The organism is Chitinimonas viridis (assembly GCF_030409555.1).
GTDB classification, from domain to species: domain Bacteria; phylum Pseudomonadota; class Gammaproteobacteria; order Burkholderiales; family Chitinimonadaceae; genus Chitinimonas; species Chitinimonas viridis.
In genome coordinates this window covers 24,530-44,925 of record NZ_JAUFPU010000003.1, presented here as the reverse complement: position 1 = coordinate 44,925, position 20,396 = coordinate 24,530, and the positions used below count along the sequence as shown (strand labels likewise).

Genomic DNA, 20,396 nt, shown 5'->3' with positions numbered 1-20,396 from the left:
TCCCTAATCACTGCTTTTTCTTCTTGGCCTCGGCCTCGGCCTTGCGCATTGCAACAGCCTCCTCCGCATCAAGGGCTCGATAAGTCTTGGCTACCGCCTGCATGGACAGCACGCCCCCCATTGCAGCACCGGTCTTGGCATCCACATTGACGGCAGGCACGGCGATCTGGATATCACCCAAGGTCACGATGCGCGACAACTGGGCGATATCGCTGGCAAACGCCGCAAGGTCGTGATAGCTGCCATTGATCTTCAGGCTGACCGGGCGCTCGGCAAACTCCGTGGTTTTTACCTCAGCCGTGGTGGGTTTAAACAGTTCGAACTGCAAGCCACGCCCCACGCCGGACTGGTTGATCTCAGTAATCAGGGTTTCCATCTCTGCCTTGCTTGGCAATTGCTTGAGCAAGGCACCAAAGGACTCCTGGATATCAGCCAGCTGGAGGCGATAGGCCTCCAGATTGACCGCCTTGGCTTTCTTGTCCAGGAACGCCACTTTGAGTTCTTCCTCAGTGACCCGGCCTTGATCCAGAATTTCAAGCTCACCAGCCAACAGCAAGAAATAACCCAGCACAATCACTACTACAGAAAACAGGGCGAGGGTGACCAACTGCACGGCAGCCGGCCAGTTCGCAATATCCTTGGGGTCTAGCCGCCGTAATTCATCTAGATTCATGGCTTTGGCGCCTCTTTCTTGTTGGCCTTGGCCTTCTCATCGGCCTCGTCCTTCTCTCGCGTCACCTTCACGTTCAGGCTGAACTCATTAACGCGCTGACCACCTACGTTAGTCGCCTTGATTTCAATCAGATTGGGCTGCTCGAAAATGAAGGAATCCTCCAGGCTGCGCATCAGGGTGGATACCCGCGCACTCGACTGGGCATAACCGATCAGCAAGAGCTGGTCGTTGGTCTGCTTGATCTCCTTGAGGAAGATCCCCTCGGGCACCTGGCGCGCCAGCTGATCCAACATCTGTACGGCTTCGCCACGATTGGATTGAAGGCGTTCAACCACCTTCTTCCGATCCAGCAACTGCTGGCGCTCTTTCTTGAGCGTCTCGATCTCGGCAATCTGCTTGTCCAGCTCGGCATTCTTTGCCGTCAGGAAAGCATTCCGCTCTTCCTGATTGGATATTTGAGCGCCGATAAACAGGTAGGCAAACACCACGATGGCTCCGCCAGCCAGAACCGACATCGCGGACAACACAGTAAAGCGCCGCACCCGAGCCTTACGCTTCTGCTCCCGGTGCGGTAAGAGGTTGATACGTATCATTGGTCAAACCTCCTGAGTGCCAAGCCACACGCAATGAGCAAGGAAGGAGCATCCAGGAGCAGCTGACGGGTCTTGATTCGGCTGGACTGCGTCATATTCAAGAAAGGGTTGGCGATCATGGTACTGACCTGGGTTCGACTGGCCACAACCTCATCCAGCCCGGCAATCACACTGCACCCACCCGCCAGCAGGATGTGATCCACGCTGTTGTACTGGGTGGAGGTGAAGAAGAATTGCAGAGCGCGGGAGATTTCCATGGCCAACGAATCCATGAAAGGCTGCAACACTTCGGGTTCGTAGTTATCCGGCAGGCCGCCATTACGCTTGGCAGCTTCCGCTTCTTCAGCAGACAGACTGAACTTCCGCTGTATGTCCTGGGTCAACTGGTTACCGCCAAATGCCTGCTCACGGGCATAAACCTGCACACCATCGCGAACAATATTGATATGCATCATGGCAGCGCCAATATCAACAATGGCGATGGTCTGGTCCTTGCCGGACTGCGGTAGCTGATGCTCGATCAACTCATAGGCGGCCTGTGTGGCAAACGACTCCACATCCACCACCAGGGCTTTCAGGCCGGCGGCTTCGACCACGGCAACCCGGTCTTCGACCTTTTCCTTGCGGGAGGCGGCAATCAGGACTTCCACTTCATCCGGCGTGGCAGGCGAAGGGCCCAGCACCTGGAAGTCGAGGTTGACCTCGTCCAACGCAAAGGGGATGTACTGGTTGGCCTCTGTCTCGACCTGCATCTCCAGTTCCGCCTCGGTCTGTCCGGCTGGAACGGTGATTTTCTTGGTGATGACAGCTGCCGTCGGCAACGCCAGCGCCACATTACGGACGCGGCTACCCAGCATGCGCCAGGCTCGCTTGACGGCCTCACCCACCACCTCTAGATTCGCGATATTGCCATCAGCAATCGCGTCCTTGGGTAGTGGTTCAATGACATAACGTTCAACGGCAAGGTGCTTGCCCGTCTCCGACAACTCCACCATCTTCACCGCCGATGTGCTGATATCAACACCGATCAGTGGAGGGGCTTTGGGCTTTAGGAAATCGAGGTTCAACTTAAATTCCCTTTATGAATTAGCACTTTGGCAGCACTTTTAAATATAGTAGTCACTTTAAATCGTAGCAGCCCACCATCAGGGTGTAAAGGCAATTTATGCATTTATCTTAAACTGTGCCCTAACTGACGTATCCTACTTATCCCGCACCCCAAAAAATCGTACTTGGCAATGAAAAAACGCTGGCTGCTACTCACCGTCGCTCTATTGAGCCTCATCCTCATCACCATGATAGGCGTTCTGGCGATCGCTATCGCCGTCACTTACCCCAAGCTGCCCTCGCTGGCGGTGCTTACGGACTACCAACCCAAGATTCCCCTGCGCGTGTACACCCAGGATGGTGTACAGATAGGCGAGTTCGGAGAGGAGCGCCGCGCCTTCGTCGCCATAGGCAAGGTGCCTGTGCTGATGAAGCAGGCCATACTGGCAGCCGAGGACGAGCGCTTTTATCAGCATGGCGGTGTTGATTACATCGGCGTCGGCCGTGCAGTGCTCTCCAATCTGGTCAGCGGGCACGCGCAGTCGGGCGCGAGTACCATAACCATGCAGGTGGCGCGCAATTTCTTTCTGTCCAGCGAAAAGACATTTACCCGTAAATTCAATGAGGCGCTGCTCTCATTCAAGATTGAGCATAGCCTGAGCAAAGACCAGATACTGGAGCTGTATTTCAACCAGATATACCTGGGCCAGCGTGCCTACGGCTTTGCCTCGGCCGCTAATATTTACTATGGCAAGACACTGGAGCAATTAAGCATCGCCGAGATGGCCATGCTGGCCGGCCTGCCGAAGGCCCCCTCCAGCTACAACCCGGTGGTGAACCCCCCGCGCGCGCAGCAGCGCCAGCGCTATGTGCTGCGCAGAATGCGCGAACTGAATTTCATCAATCAGGTGCAATACGAAGCGGCCGTGAAAGAGCCCTTATCGGTCCGCCGCATCAGCGAATCATTCCCGGTACAGGCCGGTTATGTTGCCGAGATGGTCCGCCAAGCGATGCACGACAAATATAAGGATGCGATTTATACCAAGGGCTATCGCGTCTATACCACCCTGACTGCCGCACATCAGACTGCAGCCCACGAAGCCGCCAAGCGCGGCCTGCTGGATTATGACCGTCGGCATGGCTATCGCGGCCCCGAAGGTTATATCGAGCTACCCGCCGGCGTGATCGCCCCCACCGAGCAGCTGGAGGATTTCCTCTCCACCCAGAAGCAGCTGGGTGACCTGTCACCCGGCATCGTGCTCGCGGCCGAGCGCAATCTGGTCAAGGTGTATCTGCGCGGCGGCAAGATCGCCGATGTCAGCGGCAAGGGCCTGCAATTTGCCGCCCGTGCGCTCAACACCAAGTTGCAGCCAGCCCAGCAATTGCGTCGTGGCTCGGTGGTGCGCATGCAGCTCAAGGGCAATGACTGGCAGATCGTCCAGTTGCCCGAGGCCGAAGTCGCCATGATCTCGCTGGATCCGAAGGATGGTGCCATCCGTGCCCTGGTCGGTGGGTTCGATTTTGACAAGAACCACTTCAACCACGTCACCCAGGCCTGGCGCCAGCCCGGCTCCAGCTTCAAGCCGTTCATTTATTCAGCCGGCATAGAGCGCGGCTTCACACCCGCCAGCATCATTAATGACAGCCCCCTGGAGATAGACCCCTCATCCATCGGTGGCCAACGCTGGGAGCCCAAGAACTTTGACGGCAAGTACAGTGGCCCAATGAGCATGCGCGATGCCCTAACCAAGTCCAAGAACTTGGTGTCCATCCGTATCCTGCAGGCTATTTCACCCGAGTATGCCCAGAGCTATATCAGCAAGTTCGGCTTCGAGGGCCGTAACCACCCGCCCTACCTGACCATGGCCTTGGGCGCTGGCAGCGTCACCGCGCTGCAGATGGCCGAGGGCTACGCCGTGTTCGCCAACAGCGGCTACCGGGTGCGGTCTTACTTTATCGACCGTATTGAAAACAGCCAGGGACAGGTCATCGCCCGCACTGCCCCAGAAGTCGCTGGCATCAATGCCCCCCGCACGCTGGATGCCCGTAACGCCTTTATCATGACTAGCATGATGAAGGACGTGACCCGCTTCGGCACCGCAGCCAAGGCCAATGTCCTGAACCGTACCGACCTTGCTGGCAAGACAGGCACCACCAACGACACCTTCGATGCCTGGTTTGCCGGCTACCAGCAAAAACTGGTGTCGGTGGTGTGGATAGGCTTTGACCAGCCCAAATCACTGGGTGGCGCTGAAACAGGCGGCCACGCCGCACTGCCGATCTGGATCGACTATATGGGCAAGGCACTGAAGGGCGTACCCAACTACCAGTATCCGATACCCGAGGGTGTGGTGACCCAGACGATAGAGACCGGCCGCGGACCACGCGAGGAATACTTCTACGCCGAGTTCCTGGAAACCAATAGCGAGCTGGGGCTGGGCGGCAGCAACGCCCCCGCCAGCCAGACCATCAATGACGAGGTGAAAGACCTGCTGTTCTGACCCTTGCCATTTGTAACAAGCAAAGGGGTGTGCCCAGGCACACCCCTTTATTCATTCAACCCACCGTCGGCCAACCATCGGCCCACCATCCGCCCGTCATCGACGTCCGCCGATTCCAGCAGCGATTACAGCAGCGGGTAATCGAACCGGCGCAATAGCTCGGCCGTCTCACATAGCGGCAAACCCACCACACCGCTGAAGCTGCCCTGCAACTCGGCAATCAAGATGGCGCCCAGGCCCTGGGCACCATAGCTTCCAGCCTTGTCCATGGGTTCACCGCTGGCCACATAGGCCCGTATCTCCGACTCAGCCAGATCGCGGAAGCGCACCTGGCTGGTGGAAACCGCGGTCTCCGTCCGCTCGCCATCCGTCAACGCCACACCAGTCAGCACCTGATGGCAGCTGCCGGACAAGCGCATCAACATGGCCACGGCGTCTTCCGGGCTTTCCGGCTTGCCCAATATCAGGCCATCCAGTGCCACCGTAGTATCCGCAGCCAACAGCAGCCGTGGCTCACGCCCCTCGCGGCGATAGGTCGCCACACCTGCTTGGGCCTTGGCCCTGGCCAGACGGCTGACATAAGGCAGTGCCTGCTCGCCCGGCAGCGGCGATTCGTCTATCTCGCAGCGCACCAGCTCGATAGGCACACCTATCTGGCCCAGCAGTTCACGCCGGCGCGGGCTGGCCGAAGCCAGGTATATCGTGGGTTTGGTCATGGTCTAGACTCAGACTGCGGCCAGCCGGCAGCGACTAAACGCAGCGCGGCTACTCGCGGTGGTAAGGGTGGCCCTGGTTGATCGCCACGGCGCGGTACAACTGCTCGGCCAGCAGCACCCGCACCATGCCATGCGGCATGGTCAAGGCGGAGAGTTGCAGCAGATCGTCGGCCTGTCGCTTGACATCGGCATGAAGGCCGTCAGCCCCGCCTATGACAAACGCCACATCACCGCCCTCACGCTGCCAGCCCTTGAGTTTCTCGGCCAGCTTCATCGACGTCCAGGCCGCACCACGCTCGTCCAGAATCACCTTGCGGCAACCAGGCGGCAAGGCCGCCAGTATGCGTTCACGCTCGGTATCCATGGCCCGCTCAACGCTGGAGCCGGCCCGCTGGCCCGGCTTGAGCTCGATCAGCTCGATACTGGCCTCGCGCGGCATGCGCTTGGTGTATTCCTTGAAAGCCGTTTCCACCCAATCGGGCATCTTGTGGCCAACGGCAATAATGAAAAGCTTCATGCAGCGTACTCGACAGCCACGGCATACACCGTGGCCGGCGCCTTATCAGACCTGGGGATCGTCGTGTGCCTGAATGGCTGCTTCCCAAGGCCGCGTGGGGTTGAAGGTCGGCTTCTGGCCGCCCCACAGCTGTTCGATATTGTAGTAGTCACGCACGGCCGGCAGCATCACGTGCACGATCAGCGGACCGACATCGACCAGCACCCATTCGCCGCTCACGTCGCCTTCCATGCCGAGTATCTCGGCACCGGCTTCCTTGAGCTTCTCGCGGGCGCTGTTGGCCAGCGCTTTGACCTGGCGGTTGGAGCTGCCCGACGCCACGATCATGCATTCGAACATGGCGGTCAGCTTGGTGGTGTCGAGCACCAGAATGTCTTCGCCCTTGATGTCTTCCAGGGCGGCTACGGCGATGTCACGCATCTGCTCGATAGTCAGGTGTTGAGTCATGGAGTCAGTTTCTTCCCAATAATGTCTTGCAGCACAGCAGCCGCGGGACGTTCCGCATTCATAGCTGCTAAGCCATAGAAAGCAAATGCCGCTCGGCGCAATCTGGCACGGCGTCCGGGCTCACTCGGCAATAAAAACTGCCAGTAGCGCAACGAAGGCGGTGCCCGACCAGGCGAGCGGCGGCATAGGCAAGCGCGGGATTGTACCCGCATATCTCGAACAGGTCACGCTAAGTGTTTGAATTCTCGGCAGGACTTGTTTCGGCACGCCGCAATCGATGCCGGCGCGCCATCGATTCACATGGATTTCTCGAACTTCGCCACGATGGCCTTGAGCGACTTGGCCGTCGCCGCCAGTTGCTCAGCCGACCTGGCCACGTCCTGCGCCTCGCGGTTATTGGCATCAATGGTACCGGCCATACGCTCGATGGTACGGGCCACTTCCTCCGCCGCCGACGACTGCTGCCGCAGGGTATTGGCAATCCGCCCGGTCATCTCCACCGTATGCTCGGATGCCGCCGCCACCGCCGCCAGATTCTGGCTACTGGCCTCGATCGACGCCGTCCCGTTGGCTACTTCGGCCACCGCATCGTCCATGGTCATCAGGGTCGCCTGGGTCACCATCTGGATATTGGTCACATTGTTGCTGATGTCCTGGGTGGACTGCGAAGTCCGCTCGGCCAGCTTGCGCACCTCGTCCGCCACCACCGCAAAGCCACGGCCCGATTCACCGGCACGGGCTGCTTCAATCGCCGCATTCAAGGCCAGCAGATTGGTCTGATCAGCAATCTCCTTGATGGTGCCTGTCATGCTGCCGATGCGGGAAACCGCCTGGTTCAGGTCGTCCAGGGTAGAACGGGCCTCGCCCACCACCTCCACGATACGGCTGGTTGATGCCAGGCTGGCCTGCATATTGGCCTCGCCCTCGCGCACCACCGTCTTGGCCTTCATGGCGCTCTCGGCCGTCTCATGGGTGGCCCGGCTGATCTCAGTCACCGACACGCTCATCTGCTCGGTGGCGGCGCTCACCTGCATGGCTTGATCGCTCTGCTGCCCGGTCTGGGTCGCCAGCAATTCCGCCGCGCCATCAAGGTGGTGCGATTGCTCCGAAATCTTGTGGGACGACGCCAGCACATCGGCAATCAGGCTGCGCAGCTGGTTGGACAGCGTCTGCACATACTGGATCGTATCGGCAAACTCGTCGGTAGACTCCACGTGTACCTGGTAGCGGAAATTGCCATCCTCGATATGCTTGAGCTGCGTACGTATCTTCTCTATGCCATGACTGGCCCGGCTGGCCCACCAGCCACCTCCGACAACGGCGACTATGGCGCCAAATACGGCAACACCCCAGACCGCACCGCTGCCCCAACCCAAACTCGCCACCAAGGCGGTGGCCAGGTTCAGCACGGCAAGGCCCATGAATGCCAGCAAGGCACGTTGGGTGAACGAGAATATCTGCATGGCGGCTCCGGTACCGATAACAGGGCACATACCCTGAATTGAATTAGCGCTACGCTAACGATAGTGCGCCACAGGCCACTGCGGCAACATGACTCGCAAAGATATAATCTTTGCGCAACAGCACAAGCCAGGCCAGAAACGGCCAAGACCGGCCCAGTGGCGATACTGCGCCCCTCACACGGCGCGCCTTGCAATACCCCTCGCACCTGCGCCACCCAGCGTGCCCGATCAGGCTAGCACAAGCACCGCCAACGCCACCTTGAGCCCCATCAAAGCCCGCTACCAGCGGGAGTGGTGATCCTCCGCCACCCCCAGCAACCCCGCCACCTGATAGGGCTCGGCCTGGGCCGACGCCTTCACCCAACCATGGTAAGTACCCACCGGCTGCACATAGCGGCTGGCCGCCACAATCAGATCCCTGTCTTCGCGCCGCTCGCCCTCGGGGTGGAAATGCAGGTCAAGCAGGCCATCGTCGGTGCGCACATGCCAGGGCGCCAGCGTATTAGCCTGGTCGTAGCTGAATTCGGCCGCACCCAGCGCAATCAACTGCCCGTGCAGCCACAGCACATTCTCGTGGTTGCCAAAATAACCGGCCTGAAGGTTGAACCCCACCTCGGCGCCATGCGCTGACGCCCACAGCCAGCGGGTATTGCGCGGCAACAGCCCGTTGGAATGATCCAGGCTGGCGTGCCCACCATCCAGGCGATACACCCGCCCGCCCACGCGCGCCTCGCCCTGCACCTGCAAGGCGGGCGACTTATGGGTGGCATGCCATACCCCGCCATCCACCGGCCCGGTGGCAAACAGCCAGGGGGCCGCCGCCCGGCCATCCAGGCCGGCCCGCACGCTGAAGCCATCTGGCCCATCCACCTCCAGCACAAACTGGCCCGCCGTCGGTTCCAGCATCTGCACACGGGTACCCCGCCAGGCAAACCGGCTCTCGGCCCCGGCAGCCGGTACATCGGCCACACGGGCCGTCAGTCCCGGCAAGCCATCGCGTGATGTTGCCGCCAGCACCTTGCCACTGGCCCGGTCAAACAGGTAGGCAAACGCCGCATTGGTCCAGCCCACATGCACCACCGCCGCCCCGATAAAACAATCGCCGCAGGCAATGCCCATATACTGCCAGCGCTTGTGGTGGAACAGGCGCCACCACGCTGGCCGCTGCAGGCCTGCCGGCAGCGCACGCCAGTCTATCTCGCCACAGCGGCCAGCAAACTGGCCCGCCAGGGGCGCCACGGCATCGGGCACGGCAACAGGTGCCGCCAGCAAATCACGCACGAATCTGGCCGTCACCCAGCACCACCCACTTCTGACTGGTCAAGCCATCCAGCCCCACCGGGCCACGGGCATGTATCTTGTCGGTCGAGATACCAATCTCGGCCCCCAAGCCATATTCAAAGCCATCGGCAAAGCGGGTCGAGGCATTCACCATCACACTGGCCGAATCCACCTCGCGCAAAAAGCGCCTGGCCTTGCTGTAGTTCTCGGTGACGATGGCATCGGTATGGTGGCTGCCATAGTCATTGATATGGGCAATCGCCGCATCCAGGTCTTCCACCACCTTGATCGCCAGTATCGGCGCTAGGTATTCGGTAGACCAATCAGCCTCGGTCGCCGCCAACACTTCCGGCAGCACATCTCGGGTGCGCGGACAGCCCCGCAGCTCCACCCCCTTGGCACGGTAGATCTCAGCCAGCGGCGGCAGCACCAGCTCAGCCACATTGTCGTTCACCAGCAAGGTCTCCATGGTGTTGCAGGTGCCGTAGCGATGGGTCTTGGCATTGTCGGCAATCCGCAGCGCCTTGTCCGGGTCGGCCTCGTCGTCGATATATACATGGCAGATACCGTCCAGATGCTTGATCACCGGCACCCGCGCCTCACGGCTCACCCGCTCGATCAAGCCCTTGCCGCCACGCGGCACAATCACGTCCACATACTCGTTCATGGTAATCAGCGCGCCCACGGCCGCACGGTCGGTGGTCTCCACCACCTGCACCGCTGCCTCCGGCAGGCCCGCACTGCGCAAACCCTCGCGCACCAGCGCCGCCAGCGCCTGGTTGCAACGGGCCGCCTCCGAGCCCCCACGCAGAATCGCCGCATTGCCCGATTTCAGGCACAGCCCCGCCGCATCCGCCGTCACATTCGGCCGCGCCTCGTAGATGATGCCTATCACCCCCAGGGGCACCCGCATCTTGCCCACCTGTATGCCGCTGGGGCGGTAAGCAAAGTCACTCATCTCCCCCACTGGGTCTGGCAGGGTGGCAATCTGCCGCAAGCCCTCAGCCATGCTGGCCACGCCCTTGGGCGTCAGCGCCAGCCTGTCCAGCAAGGCCGGCTCCAGCCCCGCCGCCTGCGCCGCCGCCATATCGGCCGCATTGGCCGCCAGCAGTATCGCCGCATCGCGCTCTATGCCCGCCGCAATGGCCAGCAAGGCCGCATTCTTGGCATTGGTATCCGCCCGCGCCAGCAAACGCGAAGCCGCCCGCGCCGCCCGCCCCAACTCGTTCATGTACGACTGCACGTCCATTGCTGATTGCTCCGTCAGATCTTGGCTTCAGTCGATTCTGCCAGAATCCGCGCCACCTTGTCGGCGCCACGCACGCCACGCTATATTTACCCCACATGGGCCGATAGCTCAGCTGGGAGAGCGCCGCGTTCGCAATGCGGAGGTCGGGAGTTCGATCCTCCTTCGGTCCACGTCGAACACTTCCGGAAAAGTCCGAGCTGTTGTGACGGCTTGCAAATCGTGCCGGTGTTGGCACCTATCTACGTCCAGCATTGCGAGCCTCTATCTAGCCTCGCAAGATCGCAATGATCGCTACCCCCGCTCGACCCTATCGTAGGTGTGATTGACCGAATTTTTACTAACAATTCCCCTCCGCGATAATGCGCAGGCTACATCTTCAGTCAACCAAGTTTGATAAATGCCCGCTCGTGCATTAACCCTTCAATCACAGAAGTTTTCAGCAGCTTCGACCCATCGCCATTCAACGCATCCACTTGGCGTCGTCTTGCTTCTCGCACTCGCCACGACCTCTGTGGCCGCCCACAGCGCCCCCTGCCAAGAGCCTGATTTGGCGTCAGTATCCGTCACGCATCCAGAGTGTCATTTCTACAAGGGAACAAGACACTTTCGTGCAAAGGAATGCGCTGCTGCGCGCTTGGCGTGGATGACTATCATCGATGCCAAAGACACCCCCAAGGGGTCAGAGCGCCTACGGCACGACGCCCAAAACAACCTGGGTTTCCTCTACTAAATGAGATGGGGCGTGAAGCAAGATCAAAAGCGTGCCATTCAGCAGTATTGGCTGCCCGCAGAGAAGGCAGGGCACGAGGAAGCCGCGTATCACCTATGCCATGCCTATGCAGACGCGGCGCCAAAGCTCGCCCTGGGCTACTGCCATAAGGCGCTTCGCAGCTACCGCAAGCTCCGAAAAGCAGACGAAGACAACCGCGCTATTGTTGCTCAGCTCCATCAGCATATCTCCCGCTTGGAAGCACTTGCGAGATAGCCTTGATCCCGTCAATCACATTCCATAAGCGAGCTGGATACAAACAGAATTAGGCAGAAGCAATCCCCTAGATCCTCGTCGAAGGTCGACATGCTCCTACAACCGCCGCATCCAGGCGCGCCGCTTAAAATTAGACGTAGTGTTTACGGACACCACCAATTTGCAGTGCACGAAAGCCTTTAGAATGGGAGGGCTATCGGTTTTCTCTATCCGGCATGTCAGGTGTCGCCAATACGACTCAGCAGAGACTCAACATGGGAACAGGTACCAAAATCCACTGCAGCAGGTGTTGTGCTGCCATTACGGTCGAACTGAAAGAGGTGGATATCGACGAACAGCGCATGCTGGTGTCGCTGACCGTGCCTTGTCCTGCCTGCGGGCACACCAATAAGTGGAGCCAGCTCCATGCCGACTCTGCCGCCGATCGGGTCGTCCAGGAGTCCACACTTGACCTCATGGCGCAAATCACCGGTCTATCTAAAACCAAGCTGAAGACCTATGTTTACCCGCCTGACGTCATGAAGCAGGCGGATTTAGCCAGACGAAAGATCCCCCACATTCGTGTAAAAAACATGCTGAAGGAAGCTCGGCAACCCTATCCTGCAGCAGCAGAAGACTGGTGGTGCGTTTACCTGCTCGCTGCAACTCAGGAGGCCATTTGGTTCAACCCAGACAATGGCGCCTATCGCATCCATACTCCAACAGGACAGCAAATTCTACTGACCTCCGTCATAGCGTTAGGTGAGTACTACAGCGCGCGGGAATAGCGGGTTGCGTGACCACTTGACCGCGCAAGCAGCCTGCATCCCCCCGCCTCTCACGCACAATGCACTCGCCTCCATACAGGTGACTCACATAACCTGCCACCCCTCATGCGGCCCCACTCTTACGTCTGTAGAAGTTGCCAGGAAGCCTTCCAGTTCCCATTTAACGAGGTATGCCACTACATTAGGTAACCCACCAGCGAATGGGCTGATAAAAGCAACTGACTTGCTATGGCTGCCCAAGCGACCCGCCTGGTGCAAGCGCTGTTCGTCCGGCGCTATGAAAATCTGCGTGAAGTGGTAGGGGCCGCGATCGCAAAGTATGAAGCAGACGTTAGGGGCGGCACCTTTCCCAGTGCCGATGAAACCTACTCGGCGAACTAAGCCGAGGTATTTGCGTACTAAGCGCCGCCAACAGGAGCCTCCAGAAACCGCGAAGCAACATCGCATCGCGACGAAAGAGAGGCTTCGGGCAGCGCCCTTGGCCTAAACATGGTTATACATCAGGAGCATGCAGTGATCGTCGAACGTATCTTCATCAGCCCGGAGCGCGGCCTCGCACAAATGGAGTGTGAGCACATCACGCTCCATAGCGGCATGGGCATTGTAGGCGACCGCTACTTCGGGATGCATACCTACCCAGGCCAAAACCTGACCTTGGTCGAGGCCGAGGAGATAGAGCAGTTCTGCGCGGCGCACTTGCGCACGCCCGACCTGTCGATAACGCGCCGTAATCTGGTCACCCGGGGCCTGCGCTTGAACGATCTGGTGAATGTGGAGTTCACCATCGGCCCGGTAAGGCTGCGCGGTGTCGAGTTGTGCGAGCCTTGCATCCTGGTGGGCAACAACCTCAGCAGTGCATCCCTGACGCCAGCCGAGGTCATCAAGTACTGGGTACACCGTGGTGGGCTGCGTGCCGATGTGATCAGTGGCGGCGAGATTGCCCGTGGCGCGCGTATTGAGACGGCCACATAGAATGCACGCCGATAGCCGCCAGGAGAAAAGCCCCCGCTAGTAGCAGGGGCTCCTCCTACCGGCCTATCCACCAGGGCCTCTCCCCTACGCAAGCCTGCCTGCTTGCCGACGCCGGCTATCGCTACCGCATCGGCATACGCAAATACTGGTTGTCACCGGTAAACCGTTTCAGCGGCTTCGGGTCTTCTGCCCGGCAGCCTGCGCATATCAGTTCGATATTGCCGCCATTAGTGACCCGGAACGAATCCAGGTTCCAGTTATCGCCGCCTATGCCGCCACCGAATGTCGTGGTCAGCACAAAGCTGGTGATATCGGCCTTGCGGACGGGCCGGTTCAGTACCAGGGGCACCGTCTCCTCATAGTTGTCTATCCACCTTGCCTGCCGGTTGACGTCGAGGAAGGTCTGCGAGCTGCCGTCGGTGTAGCTGACAATCACATTCACATTGTCGTTGCCGCCGCGCAGATCGTCTCCGCCGGTACGGAAGCTGGCATAGATGTGCCGTATGCGGCCGTCTGGCTCGTTGGCGGCCAGTGCATCCAGCCTGGGCGGGGTCACGGCGGCGTATTTGCGGTCGACAAAGTAGGTGCGGCGTACGGCAGGATCCTCGACATAGAAGAAGGCCTTGCGTGTCACATCGGGCACCATGGTCATGGTCTGGCCGGGGTAGTTGGGGTCGTAGACAAAGATTTTCAGATCCTGCTTGTGGCTGCCCAGATCGCCACGGTAGCGGCCCAGCGCATAGCCCACGGCCAGCACCTGGTGATCGCCGGCCTTCCATCCCTCGAAATTGCTCGTGCCCCCCTCATACAGACCCAGCGGCGCTGGCTTGGCGCTATTGATCATTTCCTGCAGCTCCTGCAGCCGGCCACCGCCGCTGCCACGCAAGCCCCATTCAAAAAACTCCGCATCACGCCAGCCGAATGGGTTCAGCCTAAGCTCCATCCATTTGTCCAGCTGGTTTTCCATGGCGGCTTTGTTCTGCCGTGCATAGATGTGCGACTGCAAGGGCGTGCGGTTGGCCGGTGTATAGGTCTGCGGTGGGATAGCCATGCCCAGGCTGAAATAATCCATGGCGCTGTAGACCATGCCACCACACAGGCCGCCGTAGGCATAGCTGGCGTCCACCCCCTGAAAGGTATTGGCGAACTTGAAACCATGCGTGCCCGGCATAAAACTGGTCATCTGCCTGCCATCTCCGGTCCACTTGATCAGGTGCCATTTCTGGGTATCGGTGTAGCTGATGCTATTGGTGAAGCTGACAATGCCACCGTCCCGCCGCCGGGCATCCGTCACCGCTAGGTATTTATTGGTCTTGGATTGAATGGTGTAAAAGCCATCGCCCGCATCAACTACCCGCCACAGCTGGCTGTCCTCGTCCAGGTCTGGGTCCAGCGTCGGCACCAGCAGGCGCTTCTGGGTCAGGAAGAAACCGGTTTGCGACTTGATCTGGTAGAAACCGTCGGCCTTGGGGATAAAGCGCCAGGTATGGCGATTCGTCTCTCCCGCGTTAAATCGGGACATTGAGGCAATCGACCCCACGGCCGGCACCGCATCCCTGATGGAGAGATAGCGATAATCGCTATTGCTGCGCAGGGCAAAGGTGCCGCTGGCCAGGTAGTCCGGGCCGGCCAACACCTGTGCATTGAACAAGGCCAGCCATGCACAGGCCAGCATCAGACGGATAAAACCAGTACGGCGTAACATGATTCCTCCTTGCCTTGCGTCGGCTGCCCGCCATAGCCAGGGGTAACGGCATCCATCCCTTGGTCTTGGCGTGGGTTCTCGTACGGAAAATATAATATGAGTGCCACCAGGGCAAAGAATCACCCAAATGAGTGAGACTGGTACTAGTTGGCATGCAAGCTAGCGAGTGCAACTAGCCCGTTGCGGGATTGCCCATCACAGCCAACCAAGGGCCCGTAGCCCAGCAGCACTACCCTTCCTGAAAACGCGCCTGCATATCCCGATAAGCCGTTTCAACCAGCGCTATCAAGGCCCGGCTGTCTAGCGATTGGCCAGGCCGTAGCTTGACATGGCGCATGTACTTGCCCGTGCCTTCCAGCAGATGTCCTGGGTCGGCCAACTCGGCACCACGAAAAAAGCCGACATTGACGTGGGCGGTAAAGGCATTGACATAGGCAAACGCCGCATCGCCCACGCAGGCAGTGGGATGGCCATCGTGCAATAGCTCCCGCACATCGTCGCCACAGCCGCGGATCAGGGCAAACCAGTGCTGCGCGATTTCCCCCAACTCGCCCGGATGGGCTTGCATCCAGGTTTCGATGGCTGGGTCATGCCTGACGGCAGTGGGAAATCGCAGTAGCGGGCTCATCATGGGGTGTCGTGTTGCCATGCCATCCCCACCTGCGCGCCGCCAGCCCATGGCAAACCCGTTGCCCTGGTCATAGGGTGCCGCCTGCCACCTGTACGTCCCCTACCAAGCCATTCAAGCGGCTCTGCAAGTTGTACAGTTCGGCGTATTTGCCATTCTGCTGCATCAGGGCCTCGTGGGGCCCTGCCTCCACCACGGCGCCACGCTCCAGGAAGTAAATGCAATCCACATTGCGTACGCTGGCCAAGCGATGGGTGATCAGGATCATCGTGCGGTGATGGGCGAGCTGGCGCAGTGACTCATACACCGCATGCTCGGCCTTGGCATCCAGCGGCGCGGTGGGTTCGTCCCAGATAACCAAGGGCGCATCCCGATACAAGCCACGCGCCACGGCCAGGCGTTGCCATTGGCCGCCTGACAGATCGTGCCCACCACTGAATTCGCGTGACAGCAGGGTCTCCCAACCATCAGGCAATTGGCTGATGACTTCGGCGGCGCGAGACTGCTGCGCGGCATCAAGCAGGGCCACATCAGCAGGGTCAGCCCTGTCGTAGCGCCCCAGGCGGATATTGTCCCTGGCACTACGGGGCCAGCGTATGGGGTCCTGCAACACCATGGCGACCTGATCAGCCAGGCTGCCAGGGTCTATCTGCCCAAGCGGTACACCATCCCAGCTAACGCTGCCCCCGCTAGGCTGTAGCAAGCCGGCGATCACCTTGGCCAGCGTAGTCTTGCCCGACCCATTCTCGCCCACCAGGGCAATGGTTTGGCCCGCCTTGATCTGCAACGAGATATCGCGCAAGGCAGCCGGCCCGTGCGTGCCAGGGTAGCGAAAGGTGACGCGATCGAGCGTCACCAACTGCGGGTTCGTGGGCGCCGCCAGCTTGCCCACCGCTAATCTGCGCTGCGCCGCCTTGTCGATAAATTCACAGTAATCGCTGATATAGAGCGTTTTCTCGAACAGGTCGTGGCTCACCTGCATCAGTCGCCCCAATGCCAGGCTGGCGCTGCGTATGGCGATGACGGCCGTGCCGGCTATCGCCAGATCCAGCCACTGCCAATGCAGCATGAAACCCAGCGCCGCAAAGGTAGCCACCAGGCCCAGCGATGACAGCAGCCGCCCCAATGTGGTGGCACGCACCTCCCGCAAGCCCAGCGCCACCAGGTGTTGCTGCAGGGCGAGGGCGCTGCGATGGTGCTCCGCCAGCACATAGGGCTGCGCCTGGTTGGCGCGTATCTCGGCCGCCGCATCCCGGTTGGTCGCCAGTTCGGCCATCATCTCCAGCTGCCGCGACAGATCGATGGTCACCGACATGCCGGCATATTGCACCTGCGCCGCCGTCAGCGCGGCCCAGCCTTCAGGCAGCAGGGCCAACACCAGTATCGGCAGCAGCAGCGGGTGCAGCCAGCACAGCGCAATACTAGCGCTCAGCACCGCGAGGCTGGCACTCAGGGCTTCGACCAGACTATTGGTGGCGCCCTCCATATGCATGACACCCCGCATCTGCGCCCGGTGCATCTGGTCGTAGAAGTCCGCGTCATCAAACGAGGCCAGGTCCACTCCGACGGCAGCCTGGCAGAGCGCCTCTTCTGCAGCCCTGTGCACCTTGGGCCCCATATGGGCCTTGGCCATGGCCGTTACGGCATCCAGCGCCATGCGCACCAGGTAAACCAGCAGCAGCAGGGCTATGGCCGGCAGTACCAGGCGCAGCGAGGCAATCCCACCTTGGGCGCCAAACAACTGGTTCAGCACCTCAGGCGTCAGCAGGAAGGCCCAGGTTGCCGCCGCACCGGCCAGCAACTGTGCCACCACCACCACCAGAATGGCCCGGGGGGCGGCTCGCCGCAGCAGGGCGGCGGCCGGCCGGATGGCTTGATTCAGCCGACGCAACACCCCACGCAGGCCAGGGGCGGCCGACTCGCCCCGGTCTATGCGCCAGAACGGCGTATCCAGCGTACTTTCTTCAGCGCTTTGGCTCAGAGCCCACCCCCACCCAAGGTCAAGACAGAGGGCAGATCGCAGTCAGGGTGGGCCCGCAGCAACTGGTACACCACGCCCCCCAAGCCGGACAACAAACCCGGCGCGAAGGTATTGCGGGCAATCCCGCTAACCGGCCCGTGGTCTTCGATACTGGTCAGTATCAAGGACAATACCTGCTCGTGGTTCAGCCCCTCGGGGGCCTCACCCAAAGCCATGGCGCGATGCAACAGCTCCCAAGCACCCAGATCGCCATGGCAGGGGCAATGATTCTGGCCAAAGCCGGCTCGCCAGGCTGCCGCTGCGGCAATCCGCACACGCTGCCGATTGGCTGGCTCCGCCAGGTGTGGGTCCAGGTGCAGATGCGCCAGGCCTATGCCCACGGCACCATGGCACCATGCCGCCACGCTCCTGACCGGTAGATCACGCAAATCCAGCCAGTTCTGCTCGTCTTCGTCATACAGCTGGTCTTCAAAAGCAAAGGCAGCCTGCGCCATGTCGGTATAGCGCTGCTGGCCCGACTCGCGCCCCAGCCAAGCCAAGGCCCAGCCTATGCCGGTAACACCATGGGCAAATCCGCCTATGCCCTTGGGCCAACGCTCGTGTGTCCAATGGGCAGTCGTGCCCTGCTGCTGGGCACGGTCGCATAGCTGGTCGCCAATATCGCAAGCCATGCGCAGATAGCGGGTATCGCCTGTCGTACGCGCCAGCACCAGCAAGGGCACAATGGCCCCGCTGCGGCCCGTCAGCAGATCGTTCACTTCGTCGGCAGCAGCGGCCGCCGGCAGCATCTCGGCCAGGGCACAGGCGCGCACTACCCCATCACCGCCGTCCATACCCCAGGCCGCCAGTGTCAGCCGGGTCCATATCTGCGAGCCCAGCCCGATATAGCCGCCCGGCTGCAGGGGACGCATCTTCTGGGTGCCGGCGCGCTTCCACTCCTTGACCACCCAGTCTTCCAGCAGGTTCAGCGAGTGCAATACGTCGGCCAGCAGGCTGTCCAGGCCCGCCACAGGGTCGGCGCGACCCGCTTCCACTTCTTTCAGATAGGCGGCCAGCAGCAGCGCCACGCCGCTGGTGCCACCGTACAGATCGTCCTCCAGCGGCTGCACCGACCAGCCATTGGCCCCCACTATCGGCGCAATCCAGGCAGCCGTCCCATCCTTGCCGCGTATAGCGGCCGACTGCATGTCCGTCACAATACGCGCCGCCAGCACGCGCCGGCGTAGCTCCAGCGCATCGACACGGGGCTGCGCCGGCAGTATCGAGACATCCTCGGGATACCAGCCGTCTGAAATAAAGGCGCTCACCAGGCTCGCACGTATCACCTTTCGCTCCAGTTCGAAATCTGCGGCGCGCCAGCCCTCCAGTACGGCCTCCACCAGGTTGCAGGGTTTGAGCCAACGGGTATCCCGGGGGCCGTCCAGCACGCCATGCCCGGCGATGGCGGTAAAAAATGGGATATCGCCTTCCAGCAGGTCGTCTATCTCGGCATTGATCACGATAGGGTCGGAAGGCGCCGAGATGAAATTGACCGCCATGGTGGCCAGCAGATTAAACGCCTTGTCGCGCGCCGGCCCCTCCTTGTGCAGCGACACCGGGTGCCACAGCATGCGGCTGATTTCCGCATAAGCCTCGGTCGGCCGGGGGACAAAACGGATGCGGCACGGCTCAAAGGCCTGCAGGCGATGATGCAAGGTACCGGCAGCATCCAGCCGCTGCAGGGTTGCCGTCAGTTCATCGAATGCGGACAACACCTCCGGCCAATAGTTGCCCAGGGCGGGTTCGGGGCTGGGGTGATTCTGGCTGCGCGGCATCTCCATCGTGGTCCGGCCCAGCCTGGCTTGGTCTGAGCCCGCATTGACGACACCTGGTACATTCAACACCGGCTGCTGGCCCGGCAGCATACCCACGCTGGAGACATCCACGCCGCGCCAGCCTAAGCCACGGCCACGGCCAGGCAACATGCCCACATTGAGTACCGACTCATTCACCAGCAGGTTGGCTTCGTCTACGGCCGCCCCCAAACCAGAAGGCCTGACCGGTAGCCGAGGCGCAAACAGCGTTTCGCAGTCCACCACGATAGGGCAGCTACCATGGGCAATCAGGTTCTCGGCATGTAGATCATTGCCACCCAGCAGGCGCATCAAGGCCAGCCAGTGGCCTATGCCACGGTAGAACGCGCGCAGCTCCTGCTCATCGGCTGCGTAGCGGTGCGCCACAAACTCAGACCATCCATGCTCGCCGCGCAACAGCACGCGGGGCACGCCTATGGTCATGGCACTGCCATGCGCCTGGGCAATGTCGCGGACAAACGCTCCCAGCGCCACATCCACCGCCATCGAACGCGGCTTGTATACGATACGGCCACCTTCGCAGTGGACAATGCCTACCGTCTGGCCCTGTTGGTGACTATCGCCAGCGCCCAGGCTCAGCTCCAGCAATCGCCCTGCAGGCTGGCCACACAGCTCAGCGAGCGCGGCACGGTCCGCCGCCCAGCGCTGGGCAAAACGCAAAGAGGCCATGCACCGGTTCCGGATGACGGTGTCGATACGGCGCAGCACAGTAGGATACGGCCCCGCCAGGTCATCCCAGAACTGGCGTTGCGATGCCATTTCGATGAACTCGGCCCAGCGCTTGGCAGGGTCCTCCGCCACCAGCTTGCCCGTCACCCGCGCCGCGTTCAGTTCCAGCAGCAGCAGGCGCCCCAGCTTGGCGTGCAGTACTTCCTGTAACGCTTCGCCCGTCACTCGCAGAATGACTTGCGACTCCCCTTCGAGCAGCCCAGCAACCGAAAAAAGCTGGGTTGCCAGCTCGTCAACGTACGGCGAGATCAGGCAACCCAGGCATTTATCGAAGTTACTGGTGTCCATA

General features: G+C 60.7%; 17 protein-coding genes and 1 tRNA gene. 5 read left to right on the top strand and 13 right to left on the bottom strand.

Annotation, left to right across the window (positions count from 1 at the left end):
* Window positions 1–7: 7 nt before the first annotated feature.
* From QWZ03_RS03015 to QWZ03_RS03005, 3 genes are read right to left on the bottom strand one after another with little or no spacing between them, the layout of a single operon-like run.
* Window positions 8–673, bottom strand: coding sequence for a type IV pilus inner membrane component PilO (locus QWZ03_RS03015; protein ID WP_290331389.1), 666 nt, complete (start codon window positions 671–673; stop codon window positions 8–10).
* Window positions 670–1,266, bottom strand: a complete 597-nt coding sequence (locus QWZ03_RS03010) for a PilN domain-containing protein (RefSeq protein WP_290331388.1) — start codon at window positions 1,264–1,266, stop codon at window positions 670–672. Before QWZ03_RS03010 ends, QWZ03_RS03015 begins: the two co-directional genes overlap by 4 nt.
* The gene (locus tag QWZ03_RS03005; protein ID WP_284196955.1) at window positions 1,263–2,333 is read right to left on the bottom strand and encodes a pilus assembly protein PilM; all 1,071 of its coding nucleotides are present in this window, start codon (window positions 2,331–2,333) and stop codon (window positions 1,263–1,265) included. The genes QWZ03_RS03010 and QWZ03_RS03005 overlap by 4 nt, the downstream gene beginning before the upstream one ends.
* A 171-nt stretch (window positions 2,334–2,504) precedes the next feature.
* Here QWZ03_RS03005 and QWZ03_RS03000 point away from each other — a divergent pair, with 171 nt between their 5' ends.
* Window positions 2,505–4,814, top strand: a complete 2,310-nt coding sequence (locus QWZ03_RS03000; RefSeq protein ID WP_290331387.1) for a penicillin-binding protein 1A — start codon at window positions 2,505–2,507, stop codon at window positions 4,812–4,814.
* Window positions 4,815–4,939: 125 nt separating this feature from the next.
* Here QWZ03_RS03000 and QWZ03_RS02995 read toward each other — a convergent pair whose 3' ends face one another.
* The 6 genes from QWZ03_RS02995 to QWZ03_RS02970 all read right to left on the bottom strand — a co-directional run bounded on the left by QWZ03_RS02995 (window position 4,940) and on the right by QWZ03_RS02970 (window position 10,487).
* A complete protein-coding gene (locus QWZ03_RS02995; RefSeq protein ID WP_290331386.1) occupies window positions 4,940–5,530 on the bottom strand; it encodes a Maf family protein in 591 nt (196 codons plus the stop codon).
* Window positions 5,531–5,579: 49 nt separating this feature from the next.
* Complete coding sequence (gene rlmH, locus QWZ03_RS02990; protein ID WP_284196952.1) at window positions 5,580–6,047, bottom strand: 23S rRNA (pseudouridine(1915)-N(3))-methyltransferase RlmH; 468 nt, start codon at window positions 6,045–6,047, stop codon at window positions 5,580–5,582.
* 45 nt (window positions 6,048–6,092) lie between these two features.
* Complete coding sequence (gene rsfS / locus QWZ03_RS02985; RefSeq protein ID WP_284196951.1) at window positions 6,093–6,494, bottom strand: ribosome silencing factor; 402 nt, start codon at window positions 6,492–6,494, stop codon at window positions 6,093–6,095.
* 296 nt (window positions 6,495–6,790) lie between these two features.
* Entirely contained in the window at window positions 6,791–7,957 is a 1,167-nt protein-coding gene (locus QWZ03_RS02980) for a methyl-accepting chemotaxis protein (protein WP_290331384.1), read from the bottom strand.
* Between the two features lie 279 nt (window positions 7,958–8,236).
* Window positions 8,237–9,253, bottom strand: coding sequence for a DUF2804 domain-containing protein (locus QWZ03_RS02975; protein WP_290331382.1), 1,017 nt, complete (start codon window positions 9,251–9,253; stop codon window positions 8,237–8,239).
* Entirely contained in the window at window positions 9,231–10,487 is a 1,257-nt protein-coding gene (locus QWZ03_RS02970; RefSeq protein WP_290331381.1) for a glutamate-5-semialdehyde dehydrogenase, read from the bottom strand. The genes QWZ03_RS02975 and QWZ03_RS02970 overlap by 23 nt, the downstream gene beginning before the upstream one ends.
* 97 nt (window positions 10,488–10,584) lie before the next feature.
* Between QWZ03_RS02970 and QWZ03_RS02965 the strand changes: the two genes are divergently transcribed.
* The 4 genes from QWZ03_RS02965 (at window position 10,585) to QWZ03_RS02950 (ending at window position 13,211) form a co-directional block, all read left to right on the top strand.
* Window positions 10,585–10,657 (top strand) — tRNA-Ala (locus tag QWZ03_RS02965).
* A 572-nt stretch (window positions 10,658–11,229) separates the two neighbouring features.
* On the top strand, window positions 11,230–11,472 hold the full coding sequence (locus tag QWZ03_RS02960) for a hypothetical protein (RefSeq protein WP_290331379.1): 243 nt from the start codon (window positions 11,230–11,232) through the stop codon (window positions 11,470–11,472).
* Between the two features lie 254 nt (window positions 11,473–11,726).
* Window positions 11,727–12,239 carry a hypothetical protein gene (locus QWZ03_RS02955; protein WP_290331378.1) on the top strand — a complete coding sequence of 171 codons (513 nt, stop codon included), beginning with the start codon at window positions 11,727–11,729 and terminating at the stop codon, window positions 12,237–12,239.
* Between the two features lie 513 nt (window positions 12,240–12,752).
* Window positions 12,753–13,211, top strand: a complete 459-nt coding sequence (locus QWZ03_RS02950) for an MOSC domain-containing protein (protein ID WP_290331377.1) — start codon at window positions 12,753–12,755, stop codon at window positions 13,209–13,211.
* 121 nt (window positions 13,212–13,332) lie between these two features.
* Here the strand turns inward: QWZ03_RS02950 and QWZ03_RS02945 are convergent, their stop codons facing one another.
* The 4 genes from QWZ03_RS02945 to QWZ03_RS02930 all read right to left on the bottom strand — a co-directional run bounded on the left by QWZ03_RS02945 (window position 13,333) and on the right by QWZ03_RS02930 (window position 20,395).
* Window positions 13,333–14,916 carry an RICIN domain-containing protein gene (locus tag QWZ03_RS02945; RefSeq protein WP_290331376.1) on the bottom strand — a complete coding sequence of 528 codons (1,584 nt, stop codon included), beginning with the start codon at window positions 14,914–14,916 and terminating at the stop codon, window positions 13,333–13,335.
* Between the two features lie 229 nt (window positions 14,917–15,145).
* Window positions 15,146–15,565 (bottom strand): DUF1801 domain-containing protein, encoded by a 420-nt coding sequence (locus tag QWZ03_RS02940; RefSeq protein WP_290331375.1) that lies wholly within the window; start codon window positions 15,563–15,565, stop codon window positions 15,146–15,148.
* A gap of 49 nt (window positions 15,566–15,614) precedes the next feature.
* Window positions 15,615–17,435 (bottom strand): ABC transporter ATP-binding protein, encoded by a 1,821-nt coding sequence (locus tag QWZ03_RS02935; protein ID WP_290331374.1) that lies wholly within the window; start codon window positions 17,433–17,435, stop codon window positions 15,615–15,617.
* Window positions 17,436–17,521: 86 nt separating this feature from the next.
* Complete coding sequence (locus QWZ03_RS02930) at window positions 17,522–20,395, bottom strand: type 2 lanthipeptide synthetase LanM family protein (protein WP_290331373.1); 2,874 nt, start codon at window positions 20,393–20,395, stop codon at window positions 17,522–17,524.
* Window position 20,396 lies beyond the last annotated feature (1 nt).